Source organism: Bacillus fungorum, assembly GCF_002746455.1.
Lineage (GTDB): Bacteria > Bacillota > Bacilli > Bacillales > Bacillaceae_G > Bacillus_A > Bacillus_A fungorum.
The window spans coordinates 23,649-44,336 of sequence record NZ_NWUW01000023.1 but is presented as its reverse complement, the minus strand read 5'-3'; the positions used below and the strand labels follow the sequence as shown (position 1 = coordinate 44,336).

General features: G+C 39.9%; 21 protein-coding genes and 1 other annotated feature. All 21 genes read left to right on the top strand.

What is annotated here, in order from left to right; all coding sequences use genetic code 11:
- The first annotated feature begins 1 nt into the window (after window position 1).
- The 21 genes from CO726_RS23870 to rplC all read left to right on the top strand — a co-directional run bounded on the left by CO726_RS23870 (window position 2) and on the right by rplC (window position 20,681).
- Window positions 2–409 (top strand): Mini-ribonuclease 3, encoded by a 408-nt coding sequence (locus CO726_RS23870; RefSeq protein WP_000564261.1) that lies wholly within the window; start codon window positions 2–4, stop codon window positions 407–409.
- A complete protein-coding gene (gene rlmB / locus CO726_RS23865) occupies window positions 406–1,149 on the top strand; it encodes a 23S rRNA (guanosine(2251)-2'-O)-methyltransferase RlmB (protein WP_000093759.1) in 744 nt (247 codons plus the stop codon). Before CO726_RS23870 ends, rlmB begins: the two co-directional genes overlap by 4 nt.
- Window positions 1,150–1,152: 3 nt before the next feature.
- Window positions 1,153–1,665, top strand: coding sequence for an NYN domain-containing protein (locus tag CO726_RS23860; RefSeq protein WP_000997883.1), 513 nt, complete (start codon window positions 1,153–1,155; stop codon window positions 1,663–1,665).
- A gap of 67 nt (window positions 1,666–1,732) precedes the next feature.
- Entirely contained in the window at window positions 1,733–2,392 is a 660-nt protein-coding gene (locus CO726_RS23855) for an RNA polymerase factor sigma-70 (protein WP_098759795.1), read from the top strand.
- A gap of 128 nt (window positions 2,393–2,520) precedes the next feature.
- On the top strand, window positions 2,521–2,667 hold the full coding sequence (gene rpmG / locus CO726_RS23850; protein ID WP_002070160.1) for a 50S ribosomal protein L33: 147 nt from the start codon (window positions 2,521–2,523) through the stop codon (window positions 2,665–2,667).
- Between the two features lie 32 nt (window positions 2,668–2,699).
- Complete coding sequence (secE, locus tag CO726_RS23845; protein WP_001241321.1) at window positions 2,700–2,879, top strand: preprotein translocase subunit SecE; 180 nt, start codon at window positions 2,700–2,702, stop codon at window positions 2,877–2,879.
- 131 nt (window positions 2,880–3,010) lie between these two features.
- On the top strand, window positions 3,011–3,544 hold the full coding sequence (nusG, locus tag CO726_RS23840; protein ID WP_000415794.1) for a transcription termination/antitermination protein NusG: 534 nt from the start codon (window positions 3,011–3,013) through the stop codon (window positions 3,542–3,544).
- A gap of 167 nt (window positions 3,545–3,711) precedes the next feature.
- On the top strand, window positions 3,712–4,137 hold the full coding sequence (gene rplK / locus CO726_RS23835) for a 50S ribosomal protein L11 (protein WP_001085872.1): 426 nt from the start codon (window positions 3,712–3,714) through the stop codon (window positions 4,135–4,137).
- Window positions 4,138–4,314: 177 nt separating this feature from the next.
- Entirely contained in the window at window positions 4,315–5,007 is a 693-nt protein-coding gene (rplA, locus tag CO726_RS23830; protein WP_099685882.1) for a 50S ribosomal protein L1, read from the top strand.
- Between the two features lie 49 nt (window positions 5,008–5,056).
- Window positions 5,057–5,200, top strand: a sequence feature (ribosomal protein L10 leader region).
- Window positions 5,201–5,239: 39 nt separating this feature from the next.
- Window positions 5,240–5,740 (top strand): 50S ribosomal protein L10, encoded by a 501-nt coding sequence (gene rplJ, locus CO726_RS23825; protein WP_029439120.1) that lies wholly within the window; start codon window positions 5,240–5,242, stop codon window positions 5,738–5,740.
- Between the two features lie 67 nt (window positions 5,741–5,807).
- Window positions 5,808–6,167 (top strand): 50S ribosomal protein L7/L12, encoded by a 360-nt coding sequence (rplL, locus tag CO726_RS23820; RefSeq protein ID WP_000159736.1) that lies wholly within the window; start codon window positions 5,808–5,810, stop codon window positions 6,165–6,167.
- A gap of 76 nt (window positions 6,168–6,243) precedes the next feature.
- A complete protein-coding gene (locus tag CO726_RS23815) occupies window positions 6,244–6,843 on the top strand; it encodes a class I SAM-dependent methyltransferase (RefSeq protein ID WP_000763282.1) in 600 nt (199 codons plus the stop codon).
- Between the two features lie 290 nt (window positions 6,844–7,133).
- Entirely contained in the window at window positions 7,134–10,667 is a 3,534-nt protein-coding gene (rpoB, locus tag CO726_RS23810; RefSeq protein ID WP_000147555.1) for a DNA-directed RNA polymerase subunit beta, read from the top strand.
- Window positions 10,668–10,704: 37 nt separating this feature from the next.
- Window positions 10,705–14,316, top strand: coding sequence for a DNA-directed RNA polymerase subunit beta' (rpoC, locus tag CO726_RS23805; RefSeq protein WP_099685881.1), 3,612 nt, complete (start codon window positions 10,705–10,707; stop codon window positions 14,314–14,316).
- Window positions 14,317–14,429: 113 nt separating this feature from the next.
- Window positions 14,430–14,678, top strand: a complete 249-nt coding sequence (locus CO726_RS23800) for a ribosomal L7Ae/L30e/S12e/Gadd45 family protein (RefSeq protein WP_098759793.1) — start codon at window positions 14,430–14,432, stop codon at window positions 14,676–14,678.
- 114 nt (window positions 14,679–14,792) lie between these two features.
- Complete coding sequence (rpsL, locus tag CO726_RS23795; protein ID WP_001142341.1) at window positions 14,793–15,215, top strand: 30S ribosomal protein S12; 423 nt, start codon at window positions 14,793–14,795, stop codon at window positions 15,213–15,215.
- A gap of 29 nt (window positions 15,216–15,244) precedes the next feature.
- Entirely contained in the window at window positions 15,245–15,715 is a 471-nt protein-coding gene (gene rpsG / locus CO726_RS23790) for a 30S ribosomal protein S7 (protein ID WP_001137491.1), read from the top strand.
- Between the two features lie 207 nt (window positions 15,716–15,922).
- Window positions 15,923–18,001 (top strand): elongation factor G, encoded by a 2,079-nt coding sequence (gene fusA / locus CO726_RS23785; protein ID WP_000090370.1) that lies wholly within the window; start codon window positions 15,923–15,925, stop codon window positions 17,999–18,001.
- Window positions 18,002–18,118: 117 nt separating this feature from the next.
- The gene (gene tuf / locus CO726_RS23780; protein ID WP_098759792.1) at window positions 18,119–19,306 is read left to right on the top strand and encodes an elongation factor Tu; all 1,188 of its coding nucleotides are present in this window, start codon (window positions 18,119–18,121) and stop codon (window positions 19,304–19,306) included.
- A gap of 399 nt (window positions 19,307–19,705) precedes the next feature.
- Window positions 19,706–20,014, top strand: a complete 309-nt coding sequence (gene rpsJ / locus CO726_RS23770; protein WP_001040596.1) for a 30S ribosomal protein S10 — start codon at window positions 19,706–19,708, stop codon at window positions 20,012–20,014.
- 34 nt (window positions 20,015–20,048) lie between these two features.
- A complete protein-coding gene (rplC, locus tag CO726_RS23765) occupies window positions 20,049–20,681 on the top strand; it encodes a 50S ribosomal protein L3 (RefSeq protein ID WP_000160207.1) in 633 nt (210 codons plus the stop codon).
- Window positions 20,682–20,688: the final 7 nt, after the last annotated feature.

The following is a 20,688-nucleotide window of genomic DNA, read 5'->3' as shown; positions in this document are numbered from 1 at the left end:
AATGATTGATGCAAAGCAATTAAACAGCTTAGCGTTAGCATATATGGGTGATGCGGTATATGAACAATATATCCGCTACCACCTACTTCAAAAAGGGAAAGTTCGTCCTAATCAATTACACCGATTAGGGACGAGCTTTGTTTCGGCAAAAGCACAGGCGAAAGTTGTTTATCATTTATTAGAGACAGCATTTTTAACTGAGGAAGAAGAAGCGGTACTACGAAGAGGGCGTAATGCAAATTCAGGTACTGTTCCGAAAAATACGGATGTACAAACATATCGACATAGTACAGCCTTTGAAGCGCTAATTGGCTATCATCACTTATTAAATAATCGTGAAAGATTAGACGAAATTGTATATAAGGCAATTGCTGTTTTAGAAGAAAAGGAAGGGGGCACATCATCATGAGTAGTGAATATATTATTGGACGTAACCCTGTAATCGAGGCGTTACGATCAGGAAGAGATATTAATAAAATTTGGATCGCAGAAGGTGCTGCCAAAGGACAAGTACAAATTGTACTAGCACTAGCGAAAGAAAATAAGATTATTTTACAACATGCACCAAAAAAGAAGTTAGATCAATTAGTTGAGGGAAACCATCAAGGTGTAATTGCTCAAGTGGCTGCCTATCAATATGCTGAGCTAGAAGATCTATTCAAAGTAGCAGAGAAGCGTAATGAAGACCCTTTCTTCTTAATTTTAGATGAAATTGAAGACCCGCATAACCTAGGTTCTATTATGCGTACTGCGGATGCAACAGGAGCTCATGGAATTATTATTCCGAAAAGAAGAGCTGTGGGACTTACAGCATCAGTTGCGAAAGCATCTACTGGAGCAATTGAATATATTCCTGTTGCGCGCGTAACGAATTTATCTCGTACAATCGATGAATTAAAAGAACGTGGACTTTGGATTGCTGGTACAGATGCCAAAGGGAAAACGGATTACCGCAATTTAGATGGTAAAATGCCAATTGGATTAGTAATTGGAAGTGAAGGAAAAGGTATGAGTCGTATTATTGGTGAAAAATGTGATTTCCTAATCACTTTACCGATGGTTGGTAAAGTTACATCCTTAAATGCTTCAGTAGCCGCAAGTTTGTTAATGTATGAGGTATATCGTAAACGTAACGAAATTGGTAAATAAAAAATGAACGATATTTTAATCGTTGACGGTTACAACATTATCGGAGCTTGGGGAGACTTGAAGAAACTACGGGATGTAGATTTGCAATCATCAAGAGATGCACTGATTGATAAGATGGCGGATTACCAAGGTTACACAGGTACAAAGGTAATGATAGTTTTTGATGCTTATACAGTCCACGGTATTGAAAAAAAGATGAAACAATCGCGTGTGGAAGTCATATTCACGAGGAAGAATCAAACTGCAGATGAAAAGATAGAGCAACTTGCGATTGAGCTTAGAAATATAAATACGCAAATATATGTTGCGACTTCTGATTATACGGAACAATGGGTTATATTTGCACAAGGTGCTCTTCGGAAATCTGCACGTGAATTAGAGCTGGAAGTACAAGCGATGGAGCAACAAGTAAGAAGGCGTACGCAAGACACAAAAGAAAAGCAACCCGCCATGCGAAAGATATTTAGTAAAGATATTACAGAAAAGTTAGAAAAATTAAGAAGAGGAGAGCGTTGAAGCATTGACGCTCTTTATCTTTTTACTGTATAATATTGCTAAATAAATAGCGGTCGGAGGGATCAAGGTGGAAGCAGGCTTCGTAGGTGTAGGCGACGTTACATTTCGTGATTTAGAGGATGAGGCAATCGTTGAGTTAGTTCGAAAAGGTAATACTGACGCTCTAGAATATTTGATTCACAAATATAAGAACTTTGTTCGCGCGAAATCAAGATCTTATTTCTTAGTGGGTGCCGATCGAGAAGATATTGTTCAAGAAGGTATGATTGGATTGTTTAAAGCGATTCGTGATTATAAAGAGGACAAGCTGTCTTCATTCAAAGCATTTGCTGAACTGTGTATCACTCGACAAATTATTACCGCTATTAAAACAGCAACCAGGCAAAAACATATTCCGTTAAATTCATATGTGTCTTTAGATAAGCCGATTTATGATGAGGAATCTGATCGGACATTATTAGATGTTATTTCGGAAGCGAAGGTAACTGATCCTGAAGAAATGATTATAAGTCAGGAAGAATATACAGACATAGAATCTAAAATATCTGAATTATTAAGCGATTTAGAAAGAAAAGTGCTTTCTTTATATCTAGACGGTCGTTCTTATCAAGAGATTTCGGAACAGTTAAATAGACATGTGAAATCTATTGATAACGCTTTACAGAGGGTGAAGCGGAAATTGGAACGATATATGGAAATGAGAGAGAGTACCACTTTAAATTCATAACAAGTGCTACAGGTGTAAAAAATCACCTGTTTTCTTTTTGTAGAGAGTACAAAAGGCATGTCATTGACATTGTCTTTTGTTGTATGATACATTTTTAGGGACATAATGTTACAAGGTTGGTGTAACTGATGAGGAAAAAAGTTGTACTCTCATGTGAAGAGTGTAAAAATCGAAACTACTCTACGATGAAAGATACGAGCTCAGTAGAGCGACTTGAAATAAAGAAATTCTGTAAAACATGTAATCAGCATACAGTTCACAAGGAAACAAAATAAATAATTGAAATAATACACTGGAGGTCCCGTAGATGCGTTTAACGAACTTTTTCGGCGATGTAGGTCGCGAAATGAAAAAAGTAAGTTGGCCTAAAAAAGATGAATTACTCCGTTCAACAGCGACTGTTATCGCTACAGTTGTCTTCTTTGCGATTTTTTTCGCAGTGGTTGATATGGGCATTTCTTCTTTAATTCGGTTAATTCTTGGTTAATTCTTGAATAAGAAGCACTTATCCATGATATAATGTTATTTATAAGAACTGTGTAAAAGCCCGGTGAACGGGTTTTTTCATTTGCGCAAAAAAATGTACGTCAGGGAGGGAAGGACGCTCGTCCTAAATGAATGGAAAAAAGTTGGTATGTTGTCCATACTTATTCTGGATATGAAAATAAAGTAAAAGCAAACCTAGAGAAACGTGTAGAATCAATGGGTATGCAAGATAAAATTTTCCGTGTTGTTGTCCCGGAAGAAGTAGAAGTAGAAATGAAAAACGGTAAAGAAAAATTAATGAAAAGAAAAGTGTTCCCAGGTTATGTATTAGTAGAATTAATCATGACTGATGACTCTTGGTATGTTGTACGTAACACGCCAGGTGTAACTGGGTTCGTTGGTTCTTCTGGTTCTGGATCTAAACCATCACCTCTATTAGAAGAGGAAGTTGTTACCATTATGAAACATATGGGAATGGACAACGAAGTGGTTGATTTCGACTTTGAACTTCATGAGACAGTACGTGTAAATGAGGGGCCATTCGCAGATTATACAGGTGCTATCGAAGAAATTGATGTGGAGAAGAAAAAGGTTAGCGTGCTTGTGGACATGTTTGGTCGCGAGACTCCAGTTGAACTTGACTTCCACCAAATTGAAAAATTATAAAATGAAACTTGAAATGAATTGTAAAAAGTGATAATATCTTTTAAGTCAGTACGTCTTCGTTATCGGAGACGTTTTTTGAAAGATTTTATCCTTACAGATAAAATATGACGTGGGAGGGCAAATCACTGTCCAATTGACCACATCACGGACTTAAGGAGGTGTGTCTCGTGGCTAAAAAGGTAATTAAAATGGTAAAACTTCAAATTCCTGCAGGTAAAGCTAACCCAGCTCCACCGGTTGGTCCAGCATTAGGACAAGCAGGTGTTAACATCATGGGCTTCTGTAAAGAGTTTAACGCTCGTACAGCAGATCAAGCTGGTCTTATCATCCCTGTTGAAATTACGGTATTTGAGGACCGTTCATTCACTTTCATTACTAAAACTCCTCCTGCTGCTGTTCTTCTTAAGAAAGTAGCTGGTATCGAGTCTGGTTCTGGTGAACCAAACCGTAATAAAGTGGCAACTGTTAAGCGTGATAAAGTACGCGAAATCGCTGAAACTAAAATGCCTGACCTAAACGCTGCTAGCGTAGAAGCTGCAATGCGTATGGTTGAAGGTACTGCACGCAGTATGGGCATCGTTATCGAAGACTAATTCGATTTGTTTTTAAAAAAGGTTGCGGGTCTGGAATTCCAATTCGCAACCTTTATTATCGTAAATGATTATCGTTTTTTAAATAAATGGATGGCGCGCATCCTCAGGTTATACCTGAAAATAAGCGTAAACGTGGGAGGTTATTCCGCTAAAACCACATTCGAGGAGGAAATAAAAATGGCTAAAAGAGGTAAAAAGTACGTAGAAGCTGCGAAGCTTGTTGATCGTGCAGCTGCTTACTCTGCAACAGAAGCAGTAGAATTAGTAAAGAAAACAAACACAGCTAAATTTGATGCAACTGTAGAAGCTGCATTCCGTTTAGGTGTTGACCCTAAGAAAGCTGACCAACAAATCCGTGGTGCAGTTGTTCTTCCGCACGGTACTGGTAAAGTACAACGTGTATTAGTATTCGCTAAAGGTGAAAAAGCTAAAGAAGCTGAAGCTACTGGAGCTGACTTCGTAGGCGATACAGATTACATCGGTAAAATCCAACAAGGTTGGTTCGATTTCGATGTAGTAGTAGCAACTCCTGACATGATGGGTGAAGTTGGTAAACTTGGTCGCGTATTAGGACCTAAAGGTTTAATGCCAAACCCTAAAACTGGAACAGTTACTTTCGATGTAACTAAAGCTGTTAACGAAATCAAAGCTGGTAAAGTTGAATACCGCGTTGATAAAGCTGGTAACATCCACGTTCCAATCGGTAAAGTATCTTTCGAAGATGCTAAATTAGTAGAAAACTTCAGAACAATCGCTGACACTTTACAAAAAGTTAAGCCAGCTGCTGCAAAAGGTACTTACATGAAGAACGTAACAGTTGCTTCTACAATGGGACCTGGCGTACGTGTAGACGTTTCTACATTAGCGTAAATTTTGGAAGTTGACTTCATAAAGAAGTTTTTATATAATCATTTATGTTGTGAATTTAAATAGTGTACCGTAGACAGTAGGTGTCGATAGACTTAATTTCCTACCTAGGTGTTAATATACGAAACGGAATTTTTTTCTGTGACTATATGCCTCCATGTCTACAAGTTGGGCATGGAGGTTTTTAGTGCACTTTCGGTACATCTTCTATATAATCTACAGGAGGTGTAATAACATGAGCAAAGTAATCGAAACTAAACAACAAGTTGTGACTGAAATCGCGGACAAACTTCGCGCTAGTAAATCTACAATCGTTGTTGACTACCGTGGTTTAACAGTTTCTGAAGCAACAGAATTACGTAAAAACTTACGTGAAGCTGGCGTTGAGTTCAAAGTTTACAAAAACTCTCTAACTCGTCGTGCTGCAGAATCTGCTGAAATGGCTGAGTTAAATGAATTCTTAACAGGACCAAACGCAATCGCGTTCAGTAACGAGGATGTAGTTGCTCCTGCGAAAGTATTAAACGACTTCGCTAAAGATCATGAAGCTTTAGAAATTAAAGCGGGCGTAATCGAAGGTAAACTTGTAACACTTGATGAGGTTAAAGCTATCGCTACTCTTCCATCACGTGAAGGCTTACTTTCTATGCTTCTTAGCGTTCTTCAAGCTCCAATCCGTAACCTTGCACTTGCTACTAAAGCAGTTGCAGACCAAAAGGAAGAGCAAGGCGCTTAATTTTTTAAAAGATAATTACGTATTATCGATAAAACAATACAAACCTATTTAAGGGAGGATATTTACAATGACTAAAGAACAAATCATTGAAGCAGTTAAATCTATGACTGTATTAGAACTTAACGACTTAGTAAAAGCTATCGAGGAAGAATTCGGCGTAACTGCTGCTGCTCCTGTAGCAGTTGCTGGTGGCGCTGGAGAAGCTGCTGCTGAGAAAACTGAATTTGATGTGGAACTAACTAGCGCTGGTGCACAAAAAATCAAAGTTATCAAAGTTGTTCGTGAAATCACTGGTCTTGGCTTAAAAGAAGCTAAAGAATTAGTTGACAACACTCCAAAAGTAATCAAAGAAGCTGCTGCTAAAGAAGAAGCTGAAGAAATCAAAGCTAAACTTGAAGAAGTTGGCGCTGCTGTAGAAGTTAAGTAATTAACTTTTGATGCTTTAAAAAAAGCTCGCTCTCATGCGAGCTTTTTTTTTAACTGTAAAGAAAAGAGGTGGCCATATGGCAGACCATTATTTTTCTAACGACCCTTCTAGTAAAAGTGATCGTAAGCGATGGGAATTTACACTTCGTGGATCTCAATTTACTTTCTTATCTGACCGTGGGGTGTTCTCGAAAAACGAAGTGGACTTTGGTTCTCGTCTTTTAATTGAAGCGTTTCAAGTGCCAGATATTAAAGGTGATATATTAGACGTAGGTTGTGGATATGGACCAATTGGTTTATCGTTGGCGAAAGAGTTTCAAGACCGTAAAGTTCACATGGTGGATGTGAATGAAAGGGCACTTGAGCTTGCGAAAGAAAATGCCGCTAACAATAGAATTGGAAATGTACACATTTTTCAAAGTAGCGTCTATGAAAACGTAGATGGTATGTATGCTGCTATTCTATCTAATCCTCCAATTCGTGCAGGTAAAGATATCGTGCATGAGATTTTAGAAAAGGCTGTAGAGCATTTAGTTCCAGGTGGAGAGTTGTGGATTGTTATTCAAAAGAAGCAAGGTGCACCATCTGCACTGAAGAAACTAGAAGAAGTATTTTCTGAAGTCGAAGTTGTAGAAAAGAAAAAAGGATATTATATCATAAAATCAAAAAAACGTTGACGGTTATTTTTGGCTATGTTAACATTATACAATGCCAATATATGATTTTCTGCGTTGAGAAAGATGTATATTTTTGTTTCTCTTGGAAAAGATAGTAAAATCAGCAGATTATGAAACAGAATGATGGTTTTCTTCTAGAAGCCATTTTTCTTTTTTGAGCAGGTAGAAAGACTCAACGTATTTATCTTTAAGAGAAAAAACTACGCTAATAGCAGTAGTTGTATTTATTTGTGATTTTGCACAAATTTTTTTGTGCATTTATAATACTCATGATTTGAGGGGTGAAGCAGTTGACAGGTCAACTAGTTCAATACGGACGCCACCGCCAACGAAGAAGTTATGCCCGTATTAGTGAAGTATTAGAGTTACCAAATCTTATCGAAATTCAAACCTCTTCTTATCAGTGGTTTCTTGATGAGGGTTTGCGAGAAATGTTCCAAGACATTTCTCCGATTGAAGACTTTACGGGAAATCTATCGCTTGAATTTATCGACTACAGCTTAGGTGAACCTAAATACTCTGTAGACGAATGCAAAGAGCGTGATGTGACGTATGCAGCACCACTTCGTGTAAAAGTGCGTCTAATCAACAAGGAAACTGGTGAAGTAAAAGAACAAGATGTGTTCATGGGAGATTTCCCACTCATGACAGAGACTGGAACATTCGTAATTAACGGTGCAGAACGTGTTATCGTTTCCCAGTTAGTTCGCTCTCCAAGCGTATACTATAGTGGCAAAGTGGATAAAAACGGAAAACGTGGTTTTACTGCTACTGTAATTCCAAACCGCGGAGCTTGGTTAGAGTATGAGACAGATGCTAAGGATGTTGTATATGTGCGTATTGACCGTACGCGTAAACTTCCTGTAACTGTTTTGTTACGCGCATTAGGGTTTGGCTCTGATCAAGAAATCACCGAGCTTTTAGGTGATAACGAATACTTAAGCAACACATTAGAAAAAGACAACACAGATAGCACAGAAAAAGCATTGCTTGAAATTTATGAGCGTCTACGTCCTGGTGAACCACCAACAGTAGAAAATGCTAAGAGCTTACTTGTGTCTCGTTTCTTTGATCCAAAGCGCTACGATTTAGCAAATGTAGGTCGCTACAAGATCAACAAGAAGTTACACATTAAAAACAGATTGTTTAATCAACGTTTAGCTGAGACATTAGTGGATCCAGAAACTGGTGAAATTTTAGCGGCAGAAGGAACAATCTTAGATCGTCGTACACTTGATCGCATTTTACCTTACTTAGAGAAAAACATTGGATTCAAAACAGCGAAACCAATGGGTGGAGTGGTAGAAGGCGATGTTGAGCTGCAATCTATTAAGATTTATGCTCCTGAGTCAGAAGGCGAACGCGTAATTAATGTAATTGGTAATGCAAATATTACTCGTGATGTAAAACACATCACACCAGGTGATATCCTTGCTTCTATCAGTTACTTCTTCAACCTACTATACAAAGTAGGGGATACAGATGATATTGACCACTTAGGAAACCGTCGTCTGCGTTCTGTTGGAGAACTATTACAAAATCAATTCCGTATCGGTCTTTCTCGTATGGAACGTGTTGTTCGTGAGAGAATGTCGATCCAAGATACAAATGCAATTACACCACAGGCATTAATTAATATTCGTCCTGTTATTGCATCTATTAAAGAGTTCTTCGGAAGTTCTCAGTTATCTCAGTTCATGGACCAAACAAACCCATTAGCAGAGTTAACTCACAAACGAAGACTATCTGCATTAGGACCCGGTGGTTTAACGCGTGAGCGCGCAGGCTTTGAAGTACGTGACGTTCACTACTCTCACTATGGTCGTATGTGTCCGATTGAAACACCAGAGGGACCAAACATCGGTTTGATCAACTCATTATCTTCGTTCGCGAAAGTAAATGAGTTTGGTTTCATTGAAACACCATACCGTCGTGTTGACCCAGAAACTGGTCTTGTAACAGGGCATGTTGATTATTTAACGGCAGATGAAGAAGATAATTATGTTGTAGCCCAAGCGAATATGAAATTATCTGAAGAAGGAGAATTCCTTGATGAAGATATCGTAGCTCGTTTCCGTGGTGAAAACATTGTCACAAATAAAGAACGCATCGACTACATGGATGTATCACCAAAACAAGTAGTGTCGGCAGCGACAGCTTGTATTCCGTTCTTAGAAAACGATGACTCTAACCGCGCACTTATGGGAGCGAACATGCAACGTCAGGCGGTTCCGTTAATGAATCCGGAATCTCCGATTGTAGGTACAGGTATGGAGTACGTATCAGCGAAAGACTCAGGTGCTGCAGTAATCTGTAAACACCCTGGTGTTGTTGAACGCGTAGAAGCACGTGAAGTTTGGGTACGTCGCTATGTAGAAGTTGACGGTCAAACAGTAAAAGGCGACTTAGATCGCTACAAAATGCAAAAATTCATTCGTTCTAACCAAGGAACTTGCTACAACCAACGTCCAATCGTAAGTGTTGGAAATGAAGTTGTAAAAGGTGAAATCCTTGCGGATGGTCCTTCTATGGAATTAGGTGAACTAGCACTTGGACGTAACGTGCTTGTTGGCTTCATGACTTGGGACGGTTATAACTACGAGGATGCGATCATTATGAGTGAGCGCCTTGTAAAAGATGATGTGTACACTTCTATTCATATTGAAGAATATGAATCAGAAGCTCGTGATACGAAGCTTGGACCAGAAGAAATTACACGTGACATTCCAAACGTTGGGGAAGATGCATTACGCAACCTTGACGAGCGCGGTATCATTCGCGTTGGTGCGGAAGTAAAAGATGGAGATTTACTTGTTGGTAAAGTAACACCTAAAGGTGTAACAGAATTAACAGCTGAAGAACGTCTATTACATGCTATCTTTGGAGAAAAAGCGCGTGAAGTACGTGATACATCACTACGTGTACCACACGGTGGTGGCGGTATTATCTTAGACGTAAAAGTATTCAACCGTGAAGATGGCGACGAGTTGCCACCAGGCGTGAATCAACTTGTACGTGCATATATCGTTCAAAAACGTAAAATTTCTGAAGGTGACAAGATGGCCGGACGTCACGGTAACAAAGGTGTTATCTCTCGTATTTTACCAGAAGAAGATATGCCTTACTTACCAGACGGTACGCCAATCGATATCATGTTAAACCCATTAGGGGTACCATCTCGTATGAATATCGGTCAGGTATTAGAGCTTCATCTTGGTATGGCAGCAAGATACCTTGGCATTCACATTGCAACACCAGTATTCGATGGTGCTCGTGAGGAAGATGTTTGGGGCACAATTGAAGAAGCTGGTATGGCAAATGACGCGAAAACAATCCTGTATGACGGACGTACTGGTGAACCATTCGATAACCGCGTATCTGTTGGTGTCATGTATATGATCAAACTTGCGCACATGGTTGACGATAAACTTCATGCTCGTTCTACTGGACCATACTCACTTGTAACGCAGCAGCCTCTTGGAGGTAAAGCTCAGTTCGGTGGACAGCGTTTCGGTGAGATGGAGGTTTGGGCACTTGAAGCTTACGGTGCTGCTTATACTCTTCAAGAAATCTTAACAGTGAAGTCTGATGATGTTGTTGGACGTGTTAAGACGTATGAAGCAATTGTTAAAGGCGAAAATGTTCCAGAACCAGGCGTTCCTGAATCATTCAAAGTATTGATTAAAGAGCTGCAAAGTTTAGGTATGGACGTTAAAATGATGTCTAGCGACGATACAGAAATTGAAATGCGTGATACGGAAGATGACGATGATCATCAATCAGCAGATAAATTGAATGTCGAAGTTGAGACAACTAAGGAATAATTGGGATAACCTGTAGACTAAAAGGGAGGTAGGCCCCTTGATAGATGTAAATAACTTTGAATATATGAAGATTGGACTTGCTTCACCTGACAAGATTCGTTCTTGGTCATACGGTGAAGTTAAGAAACCAGAAACGATTAACTATCGTACGTTAAAGCCTGAAAAAGATGGCTTGTTCTGTGAGCGTATTTTCGGACCACAAAAGGACTGGGAATGTCATTGCGGAAAATACAAACGTGTACGTTATAAAGGTGTAGTTTGTGATCGATGTGGCGTTGAAGTAACGCGTGCGAAAGTACGTCGTGAACGTATGGGTCATATCGAATTAGCTGCTCCTGTATCTCATATTTGGTATTTCAAAGGTATCCCGAGCCGCATGGGACTTGTCTTAGACATGTCCCCTCGCGCGCTTGAAGAAGTAATTTATTTCGCTTCTTATGTTGTAACAGAAAGTGGAGATACACCACTTGATAAGAAGCAATTACTTTCTGAAAAAGAATACCGTGCATATCGTGATCGATATGGTAGTACATTCCAAGCTACTATGGGTGCAGAAGCGATTAAAAAGCTACTACAAGACATCGATTTAGATAAAGAAGTAGACTTCTTAAAAGAAGAATTAAAAACAGCACAAGGACAACGCCGTACTCGTGCTATTAAACGTCTAGAAGTATTAGAAGCATTCCGTAACTCTGGAAATGAACCATCTTGGATGATTTTAGATGTTCTACCAGTAATCCCACCAGAACTACGCCCAATGGTACAGTTAGATGGTGGACGTTTTGCTACTTCTGACTTAAACGACTTATACCGTCGTGTAATTAACCGTAACAACCGTTTAAAACGTCTATTGGACTTAGGTGCACCAAGCATCATCGTTCAAAACGAAAAACGTATGTTACAAGAAGCTGTAGACGCATTAATCGATAATGGTCGTCGTGGCCGTCCAGTTACTGGACCAGGTAACCGTCCATTAAAATCACTATCTCACATGCTTAAAGGTAAACAAGGACGTTTCCGTCAAAACTTATTAGGTAAACGTGTTGACTACTCTGGTCGTTCTGTAATCGTTGTAGGACCGAACTTAAAGATGTATCAATGTGGATTACCGAAAGAGATGGCGCTTGAACTGTTCAAACCTTTCGTAATGAAAGAGTTAGTTGAAAAAGGATTAGCACACAACATTAAGAGTGCGAAACGTAAAATCGAGCGTGTACAACCTGAAGTTTGGGACGTTTTAGAATCTGTGATTAAAGAACATCCAGTACTTCTAAACCGCGCACCAACACTTCACCGTCTTGGTATTCAGGCGTTTGAACCTACATTAGTAGAAGGTCGCGCGATCCGTCTTCACCCACTTGTATGTACTGCATACAACGCGGACTTTGACGGTGACCAAATGGCCGTTCACGTACCTTTATCATCAGAAGCACAAGCTGAAGCTCGTCTTCTTATGTTAGCGGCACAAAACATCTTGAACCCGAAAGACGGTAAACCAGTTGTTACTCCATCTCAGGATATGGTATTAGGTAACTACTACTTAACACTTGAGCGTGAAGGCGCAATCGGTGAAGGTATGGTCTTCAAAGATGCAAACGAAGCATTACTTGCATACCAAAATGGATATGTACATCTTCATACACGTGTTGCAGTAGCTGCAAGCGCAGTAAACAACGCAACATTCACTGAAGAGCAAAAGAGTATGCTTCTATTAACAACAGTTGGTAAATTGATATTTAACGAAATCTTACCAGAGTCGTTCCCTTATATTAATGAACCAACAAATTCAAACCTTGAAAAAGAAACACCAGCGAAATATTTCGTTGAAAAAGGTGCGAACATTAAAGAAATTATTGCTAGTCGCGAAGAAGTGGCGCCATTCAGCAAGAAAATCCTTGGTAACATCATTGCGGAAGTGTTTAAACGTTTCAAAATTACAGAAACGTCTCGCATGCTTGACCGTATGAAAAACTTAGGATTCAAGTACTCTACAAAAGCTGGTATTACAGTTGGGGTATCTGACATTCTTGTATTAGGCGAAAAAGATGAAATTCTCCATGAAGCACAAGCAAAAGTAGATAATGTAATTAAACAATTCCGTCGCGGTTTAATCACGGAAGAAGAACGTTACGATCGCGTTATCTCTATTTGGAGTAATGCAAAAGATGTTATCCAAGGAAAACTGATGAAGTCCTTGAATAAACGCAACCCAATCTTCATGATGAGTGATTCCGGTGCCCGTGGTAACGCATCAAACTTTACTCAGCTTGCTGGTATGCGTGGTCTGATGGCCAATCCATCTGGTCGTATCATCGAACTTCCAATCAAATCAAGTTTCCGTGAAGGTTTAACAGTACTTGAGTACTTCATCTCTACGCATGGTGCGCGTAAAGGTCTTGCCGATACAGCACTAAAAACTGCCGATTCTGGTTACTTAACACGTCGTCTTGTTGACGTTGCACAAGATGTAATCGTTCGTGAAGATGATTGTGGAACAGATCGCGGTTTATTAATTGGTGCGATTAAAGAGGGTAATGAAGTTATTGAGTCATTATATGATCGTCTTGTTGGACGTTTTGCAAGAAAAACTGTAAAACATCCTGAAACAGGTGAAGTATTAGTTGCTGAAAATCAATTAATTACTGAAGATATCGCTCATATCGTTGAAAATTCGGGTGTTGAAACTGTAAACATTCGTTCAGCGTTTACGTGTAACACTCGCCACGGTGTATGTAAGAAGTGTTACGGTCGTAACTTAGCAACTGGAACAGACGTAGAAGTAGGGGAAGCGGTAGGTATTATCGCAGCTCAATCTATTGGTGAGCCAGGTACACAGTTAACGATGCGTACATTCCATACAGGTGGGGTTGCCGGAGATGATATCACTCAAGGTTTACCTCGTATCCAAGAGATCTTCGAAGCTCGTAATCCGAAAGGTCAGGCAGTTATCAGTGAAATCGACGGTGTTATCGCAGCGATCAACGATGTTAAAGATCGCCAAGAAGTAGTTGTACAGGGTGAAGTTGAAGCTCGTACGTATGCTATTCCTTACGGTGCTCGTCTGAAAGTAATTCCAGGACAGCAAATTAGCCACGGTAAAGAGTTAACAGAAGGTTCTATTGATCCGAAAGAATTACTAAAAGTAACGGACATTACGGCGGTTCAAGAATACTTATTACGTGAAGTTCAAAAAGTATACCGTATGCAAGGGGTAGAAATTGGTGACAAACACGTAGAAGTAATGGTACGTCAAATGTTACGTAAAGTTCGTGTAAGTGATGCAGGTGAAACAGATGTATTACCAGGAACATTACTAGATATCCATCAGTTTACTGATGCGAATGCGAAGGTGTTACTGCAAGGTAAACAACCAGCAACAGCTAGACCTGTTCTACTTGGTATTACAAAAGCTTCACTTGAAACAGATTCATTCTTATCTGCAGCATCGTTCCAAGAAACAACTCGTGTCTTAACTGATGCAGCAATTAAGGGTAAACGCGATGAGCTTCTAGGATTGAAAGAAAATGTTATTATCGGTAAACTTGTTCCTGCTGGAACAGGTATGAATCGTTATCGCAAAGTGGATCTTGTTAAAACAACACAAGGTGACACGAATGTAGAAAACGATGAAGTTTATGTGGAACAGTAAAATTTTCCGTCGTAAATTTTGTATAAAAACAGTTAATCCTAGTTGACATTGTATGAGTCAAAATGTTACTATAAGCAAGGTTGCTCCTGAACGATGCTTTGGAGGATATTTATATGTCTTATCAAAAAGTGTCAAATGCTGAAAATGTAGTCGTTGGTCATAAACGTACATTGGAAGCAATCAAAAATGGTATAGTTAAAGAAGTTGTCATTGCGGAAGATGCTGATATGCGGTTAACCCATATTATCATTCATACTGCATTGCAACATAACATACCCATAACCAAAGTTGAATCAGTTCGTAAACTTGGAAAAGTTGCGGGGATTCAAGTGGGAGCTTCAGCAATAGGAATAATAAGTTAAAACTGTTTTTGTGAGGAGAGAGCATTTGCTCTCCCTTGCAAAAACTTTGTTTTCAACTAATAATGAACCACCTGGATATGTGGTCATACAAACATGCGAAGGGAGGATAATCAAATGCCTACTATTAACCAATTAGTGAGAAATGGTCGTACTGATAAAGTATGGAAATCTAAATCACCTGCGTTAAACAAAGGGTTCAACTCTTTAAAGAAAAAATCAACTGATATCTCTGCACCTCAAAAACGTGGTGTATGTACTCGTGTTGGTACAATGACTCCAAAGAAACCTAACTCAGCGTTACGTAAATACGCTCGTGTACGTTTAACAAACGGTATCGAGGTTACAGCTTACATCCCAGGTATCGGTCATAACCTACAAGAGCATAGCGTAGTATTAATTCGCGGTGGTCGTGTAAAGGATTTACCGGGGGTACGTTACCACATCGTTCGTGGTGCGCTTGACACAGCTGGTGTTGACAAACGTATGCAAGGACGTTCTAAATATGGTACTAAGAGACCAAAACCTGCTAAAAAATAATAACTTTAAAATGAAAGGAGGAACTCAATATGCCTCGTAAAGGACCTGTTGCGAAACGTGACGTGTTACCAGATCCAATGTACAATTCGAAGTTAGTAACACGCCTTATCAACAAAATGATGGTTGACGGTAAAAAAGGTAAATCTCAAACAATTCTTTATAATGCGTTCGATATCGTAAACGAACGTACTGGTAAAGAGCCAATGGAAGTATTCGAGCAAGCTCTTAAGAACATTATGCCTGTTCTTGAAGTACGCGCTCGTCGTGTTGGTGGTGCTAACTACCAAGTTCCAGTTGAGGTTCGTCCAGAACGCCGTACAACTTTAGGTCTTCGTTGGTTAGTAAACTACGCTCGTCTTCGTGGTGAAAAAACTATGGAAGAGCGTCTTGCTAACGAAATCTTAGATGCAGCTAACAACGCTGGTGCATCTGTTAAGAAACGTGAAGACACTCATAAAATGGCAGAAGCTAACAAAGCATTTGCTCATTACCGTTGGTAGGATTCAACGTAAAATAAATGTAAGCATAAACCGCTTTATTTGTCGCTTATGGAAGTGTGGAGAGGGAGAATGCCTCTCCCTTTCGTTGGGCGCTCGTTTTACATAATGAGAGTACTGGACATACTGACATGTGTAACAATATAAAGTGGCTTTTTTGCTACTTAAAATAAAAAATCCAATCCATATATGGAAGGAGCAAGACACCAAATGGCAAGAGAGTTCTCTTTAGAAAACACTCGTAATATTGGTATCATGGCTCACATCGATGCTGGTAAAACAACAGCAACTGAGCGTATTCTGTATTATACAGGACGTATTCATAAAATCGGTGAAACTCACGAAGGTGCATCTCAGATGGACTGGATGGAGCAAGAGCAAGAGCGTGGTATCACAATTACTTCTGCTGCAACTACAGCACAATGGAAAGGTCACCGTGTAAACATCATTGACACTCCAGGTCACGTAGACTTCACAGTAGAAGTAGAACGTTCTTTACGCGTACTTGATGGCGCGGTAGCAGTACTTGATGCACAATCTGGTGTAGAACCACAAACAGAAACTGTTTGGCGTCAGGCTACTACTTACGGCGTACCTCGTATCGTATTCGTTAACAAAATGGATAAAATCGGTGCAGATTTCTTATACTCTGTAGGAACAATCCACGATCGTTTACAAGCAAACGCACACCCAATCCAGTTACCAATCGGTGCTGAAGATGAGTTCAATGGTATCATTGACCTTGTTGAAGAATGTGCTTACATGTACGGTAACGATTTAGGAACAGACATTCAACGTGTTGAAATTCCTGAAGAGCACAAAGAATTAGCTGAAGAATACCGTGGAAAGCTTATTGAAGCGGTAGCTGAGCTTGATGAAGAAATGATGATGAAGTACCTAGAAGGTGAAGAAATCACTGTAGAAGAGCTTAAAGCTGGTATCCGTAAGGCTACAACTTCTGTAGAATTCTTCCCAGTAATCTGTGGTTCTGCATTCAAAAACAAAGGTGTTCAAATTCTGTTAGACGCAGTTATCGACTACCTACCATCTCCATTAGACGTACCTGCTATTAAAGGTACTCTTCCGGATACAGATGAAGAAGTAGAACGTAAGTCTAGCGATGAAGAGCCATTCGCAGCTTTAGCATTCAAAATCATGACTGACCCTTATGTTGGTAAGTTAACGTTCTTCCGTGTGTACTCTGGTGTGTTAAACTCTGGATCATACGTGAAAAACTCAACTAAAGGTAAGCGTGAGCGTGTAGGTCGTATCCTACAAATGCACGCTAACAGCCGTGAAGAGATTTCAACAGTTTACGCTGGTGATATCGCTGCTGCTGTAGGTTTAAAAGATACTACTACTGGTGATACTCTTTGTGACGAGAAGAGCCTTGTTATCCTTGAGTCTATGGAATTCCCAGAGCCAGTTATCTCTGTAGCTATCGAACCAAAATCAAAAGCTGACCAAGATAAAATGGGTACAGCATTATCTAAGCTTTCTGAAGAAGATCCAACATTCCGTGCTCACACTGACCAAGAAACTGGCCAAACAATCATCGCTGGTATGGGTGAACTTCACCTTGATATCATCGTTGACCGTATGCGCCGTGAATTCAAAGTGGAAGCAAACGTTGGTGCTCCTCAGGTAGCATACCGTGAGACTTTCCGCGCTGCTGCGAAAGTTGAAGGTAAGTTCGCTCGTCAATCTGGTGGACGTGGACAATTCGGACACGTTTGGATTGAGTTTGAACCTAACGAAGAAGGTAAAGGATTCGAATTCGAAAACAAGATCGTCGGTGGTGTAGTTCCTCGTGAATACATCCCAGCTGTTGGAGCAGGTCTTGAAGATGCACTTAAAAATGGTGTACTAGCTGGTTATCCACTAGTTGACATTAAAGCTGCATTAGTTGACGGATCTTACCATGATGTCGATTCATCTGAGATGGCGTTCAAAATCGCTGCATCTATGGCACTTAAAGCTGCGGTTTCTAAATGTAGCCCAGTAATTCTTGAGCCAATGATGAAAGTTGAAGTTGTAATTCCTGAAGAGTACATGGGTGACATTATGGGTGACGTAACATCTCGTCGTGGACGTGTAGAAGGTATGGAAGCTCGCGGTAACGCTCAAGTTGTTCGCGCTATGGTTCCACTTTCTGAAATGTTCGGTTATGCAACGTCATTACGTTCTAACACTCAAGGACGCGGAACATTCTCTATGGTGTTTGACCACTATGAAGAGGTACCAAAGTCTGTTTCTGAAGAAATTATCAAAAAAAATAAAGGTGAATAATTGATTTTTATCGATTGTTCAAGTATAACTACTTATGTAAGCTTAGAAAGTGGGACGCAAGTTTCGCTTTCTAGACTAAATATAAAATAACCTATATAAACTAAGGAGGAATTTAGAATGGCTAAAGCTAAATTCGAACGTTCTAAACCCCATGTTAACATCGGTACAATCGGCCACGTTGACCATGGTAAAACTACATTAACTGCTGCGATCACTACAGTTCTTGCAAAAGCTGGTGGTGCTGAAGCACGCGGATACGATCAAATCGATGCTGCTCCAGAAGAAAGAGAGCGCGGTATCACAATCTCAACTGCACACGTTGAGTACGAAACTGAAACTCGTCACTATGCACACGTTGACTGCCCAGGTCACGCTGACTATGTTAAAAACATGATCACTGGTGCTGCTCAAATGGACGGCGGTATCTTAGTAGTATCTGCTGCTGATGGCCCAATGCCTCAAACACGTGAGCACATCCTTCTTTCTCGTCAAGTAGGTGTTCCTTACATCGTTGTATTCTTAAACAAATGCGACATGGTAGACGACGAAGAATTATTAGAATTAGTAGAAATGGAAGTTCGCGACCTATTATCTGAATACGGATTCCCAGGCGACGACATTCCTGTAATCAAAGGTTCTGCTCTTAAAGCTCTTCAAGGAGAAGCTGATTGGGAAGCAAAAATCATTGAATTAATGGCTGAAGTTGATGCTTACATCCCAACTCCAGAACGTGAAACTGACAAACCATTCTTAATGCCTGTAGAGGATGTATTCTCTATCACAGGTCGTGGTACAGTTGCTACTGGTCGTGTTGAGCGCGGTATCGTTAAAGTTGGTGACGTAGTAGAAATCATCGGTCTTGCTGAAGAAAATGCTTCTACAACTGTAACTGGTGTAGAGATGTTCCGTAAACTTCTTGACCAAGCTCAAGCTGGAGACAACATCGGTGCTTTACTTCGTGGGGTTGCTCGTGAAGACATCCAACGTGGACAAGTACTTGCTAAAACTGGCTCTGTAAAAGCTCACGCTAAATTCAAAGCTGAAGTTTTCGTATTATCTAAAGAAGAAGGTGGACGTCACACTCCATTCTTCGCTAACTACCGTCCTCAGTTCTACTTCCGTACAACTGACGTAACTGGTATCATCCAATTACCAGAAGGTACTGAAATGGTAATGCCTGGTGACAACATCGAAATGACTATCGAACTTATCGCTCCAATCGCTATCGAAGAGGGAACTAAATTCTCTATTCGTGAAGGTGGACGTACAGTAGGTTACGGCGTAGTTGCTACTATCGTTGAGTAATCTTAACTGATATAAAAAACCCCAAGGGATTTTCCCTTGGGGTTTTTGTTTGGATTTATATAATGAATGAAATCATATTTTTATGTTTTGACGAGTTTCTTCTATAATATATAAAAAGCAATGAAATAAAACCCAGAAACTGTAAAACGAATTCTAGTAGATGAAAACTTGAAATTCTTTAAAGTGCCATGTATAATAGCAAAAGTAGAGAAAAGCAGATACAAACAAAAAGATGCTTGCATCTAGACGAATAACATTGTATAATAGACAATGTTGGTCTTTGACTGCGATGAAGTGGAAGGTTGCTGACACACCCGGCCGCTTTGCCATGGCATGGTGTGGGGAAATTTCCATGGAGAAGGTCTATTTTAGAAATAGGCGAACGAAGGAGGGAAAATAATGGCAAAAGAAAAAATTCGTATCCGTTTAAAAGCTTACGATCACCGTATTCTTGATCAGTCAGCTGAGAAAATTGTAGAAACAGCTAAGCGTTCTGGGGCAACAGTTTCTGGTCCGATCCCATTACCAACTGAGAAGACTGTTTACACAATTCTTCGTGCTGTTCATAAGTACAAAGATTCTCGTGAGCAATTCGAAATGCGCACGCACAAACGTCTAATCGACATCGTGAGTCCTACTCCACAAACAGTAGATTCATTAATGCGTTTAGACTTACCATCTGGTGTAGATATCGAAATCAAATTATAATTTATATAACTTAAAAATGTAGGAGGTGTAACTCATGACCAAAGGAATCTTAGGAAGAAAGATCGGTATGACTCAAGTATTTGCTGAGAACGGTGAGTTAATCCCAGTAACAGTTATCGCTGCTAATCCAAACGTTGTTCTTCAAAAGAAAACAACTGAAACTGATGGCTACAATGCAATCCAGTTAGGATTTGAAGATAAACGTGAAAAGTTAACTAACAAACCTGAACAAGGCCACACTGCCAAAGCATCTACAACTCCTAAGCGCTTCATTCGCGAAATCCGCGATGCAGACGTGGACGGATTAGAGGTTGGTCAAGAGGTAAAAGTTGACGTATTCGCTACAGGTGAAATCGTTGATGTAACAGGAATTTCTAAAGGTAAAGGTTTCCAAGGTGTTATCAAACGCCACGGACAATCTCGCGGACCTATGTCTCATGGTTCTCGTTATCACCGTCGTCCAGGTTCAATGGGCCCAGTTGCTCCGAACCGTGTATTCAAAGGCAAAAAACTTGCTGGACGTATGGGTGGAGACCAAGTTACTATCCAAAACTTAGAAATCGTTCAAGTTGACACTGAGCGCAACTTATTATTAGTAAAAGGTAACGTTCCAGGTGCTAAGAAATCTCTTGTAGTTGTTCAAGGCGCTGTGAAGGTTAGCAAATAATTCACAA

Excerpts from the sequence above, each read along its gene's own strand:
- rpsJ (WP_001040596.1), top strand. The coding sequence starts at position 19,706 with ATGGCAAAAGAAAAAATTCGTATCCGTTTAAAAGCTTACGATCACCGT.
- secE (WP_001241321.1), top strand. The coding sequence starts at position 2,700 with ATGCGTTTAACGAACTTTTTCGGCGATGTAGGTCGCGAAATGAAAAAA.
- rlmB (WP_000093759.1), top strand. The coding sequence starts at position 406 with ATGAGTAGTGAATATATTATTGGACGTAACCCTGTAATCGAGGCGTTA.
- CO726_RS23870 (WP_000564261.1), top strand. The coding sequence starts at position 2 with ATGATTGATGCAAAGCAATTAAACAGCTTAGCGTTAGCATATATGGGT.
- CO726_RS23815 (WP_000763282.1), top strand. The coding sequence starts at position 6,244 with ATGGCAGACCATTATTTTTCTAACGACCCTTCTAGTAAAAGTGATCGT.
- rplC (WP_000160207.1), top strand. The coding sequence starts at position 20,049 with ATGACCAAAGGAATCTTAGGAAGAAAGATCGGTATGACTCAAGTATTT.
- rplJ (WP_029439120.1), top strand. The coding sequence starts at position 5,240 with ATGAGCAAAGTAATCGAAACTAAACAACAAGTTGTGACTGAAATCGCG.
- CO726_RS23800 (WP_098759793.1), top strand. The coding sequence starts at position 14,430 with ATGTCTTATCAAAAAGTGTCAAATGCTGAAAATGTAGTCGTTGGTCAT.
- rplL (WP_000159736.1), top strand. The coding sequence starts at position 5,808 with ATGACTAAAGAACAAATCATTGAAGCAGTTAAATCTATGACTGTATTA.
- rpsG (WP_001137491.1), top strand. The coding sequence starts at position 15,245 with ATGCCTCGTAAAGGACCTGTTGCGAAACGTGACGTGTTACCAGATCCA.
- rpsL (WP_001142341.1), top strand. The coding sequence starts at position 14,793 with ATGCCTACTATTAACCAATTAGTGAGAAATGGTCGTACTGATAAAGTA.
- rplA (WP_099685882.1), top strand. The coding sequence starts at position 4,315 with ATGGCTAAAAGAGGTAAAAAGTACGTAGAAGCTGCGAAGCTTGTTGAT.
- CO726_RS23860 (WP_000997883.1), top strand. The coding sequence starts at position 1,153 with ATGAACGATATTTTAATCGTTGACGGTTACAACATTATCGGAGCTTGG.
- fusA (WP_000090370.1), top strand. The coding sequence starts at position 15,923 with ATGGCAAGAGAGTTCTCTTTAGAAAACACTCGTAATATTGGTATCATG.
- rpmG (WP_002070160.1), top strand. The coding sequence starts at position 2,521 with ATGAGGAAAAAAGTTGTACTCTCATGTGAAGAGTGTAAAAATCGAAAC.
- tuf (WP_098759792.1), top strand. The coding sequence starts at position 18,119 with ATGGCTAAAGCTAAATTCGAACGTTCTAAACCCCATGTTAACATCGGT.
- nusG (WP_000415794.1), top strand. The coding sequence starts at position 3,011 with ATGGAAAAAAGTTGGTATGTTGTCCATACTTATTCTGGATATGAAAAT.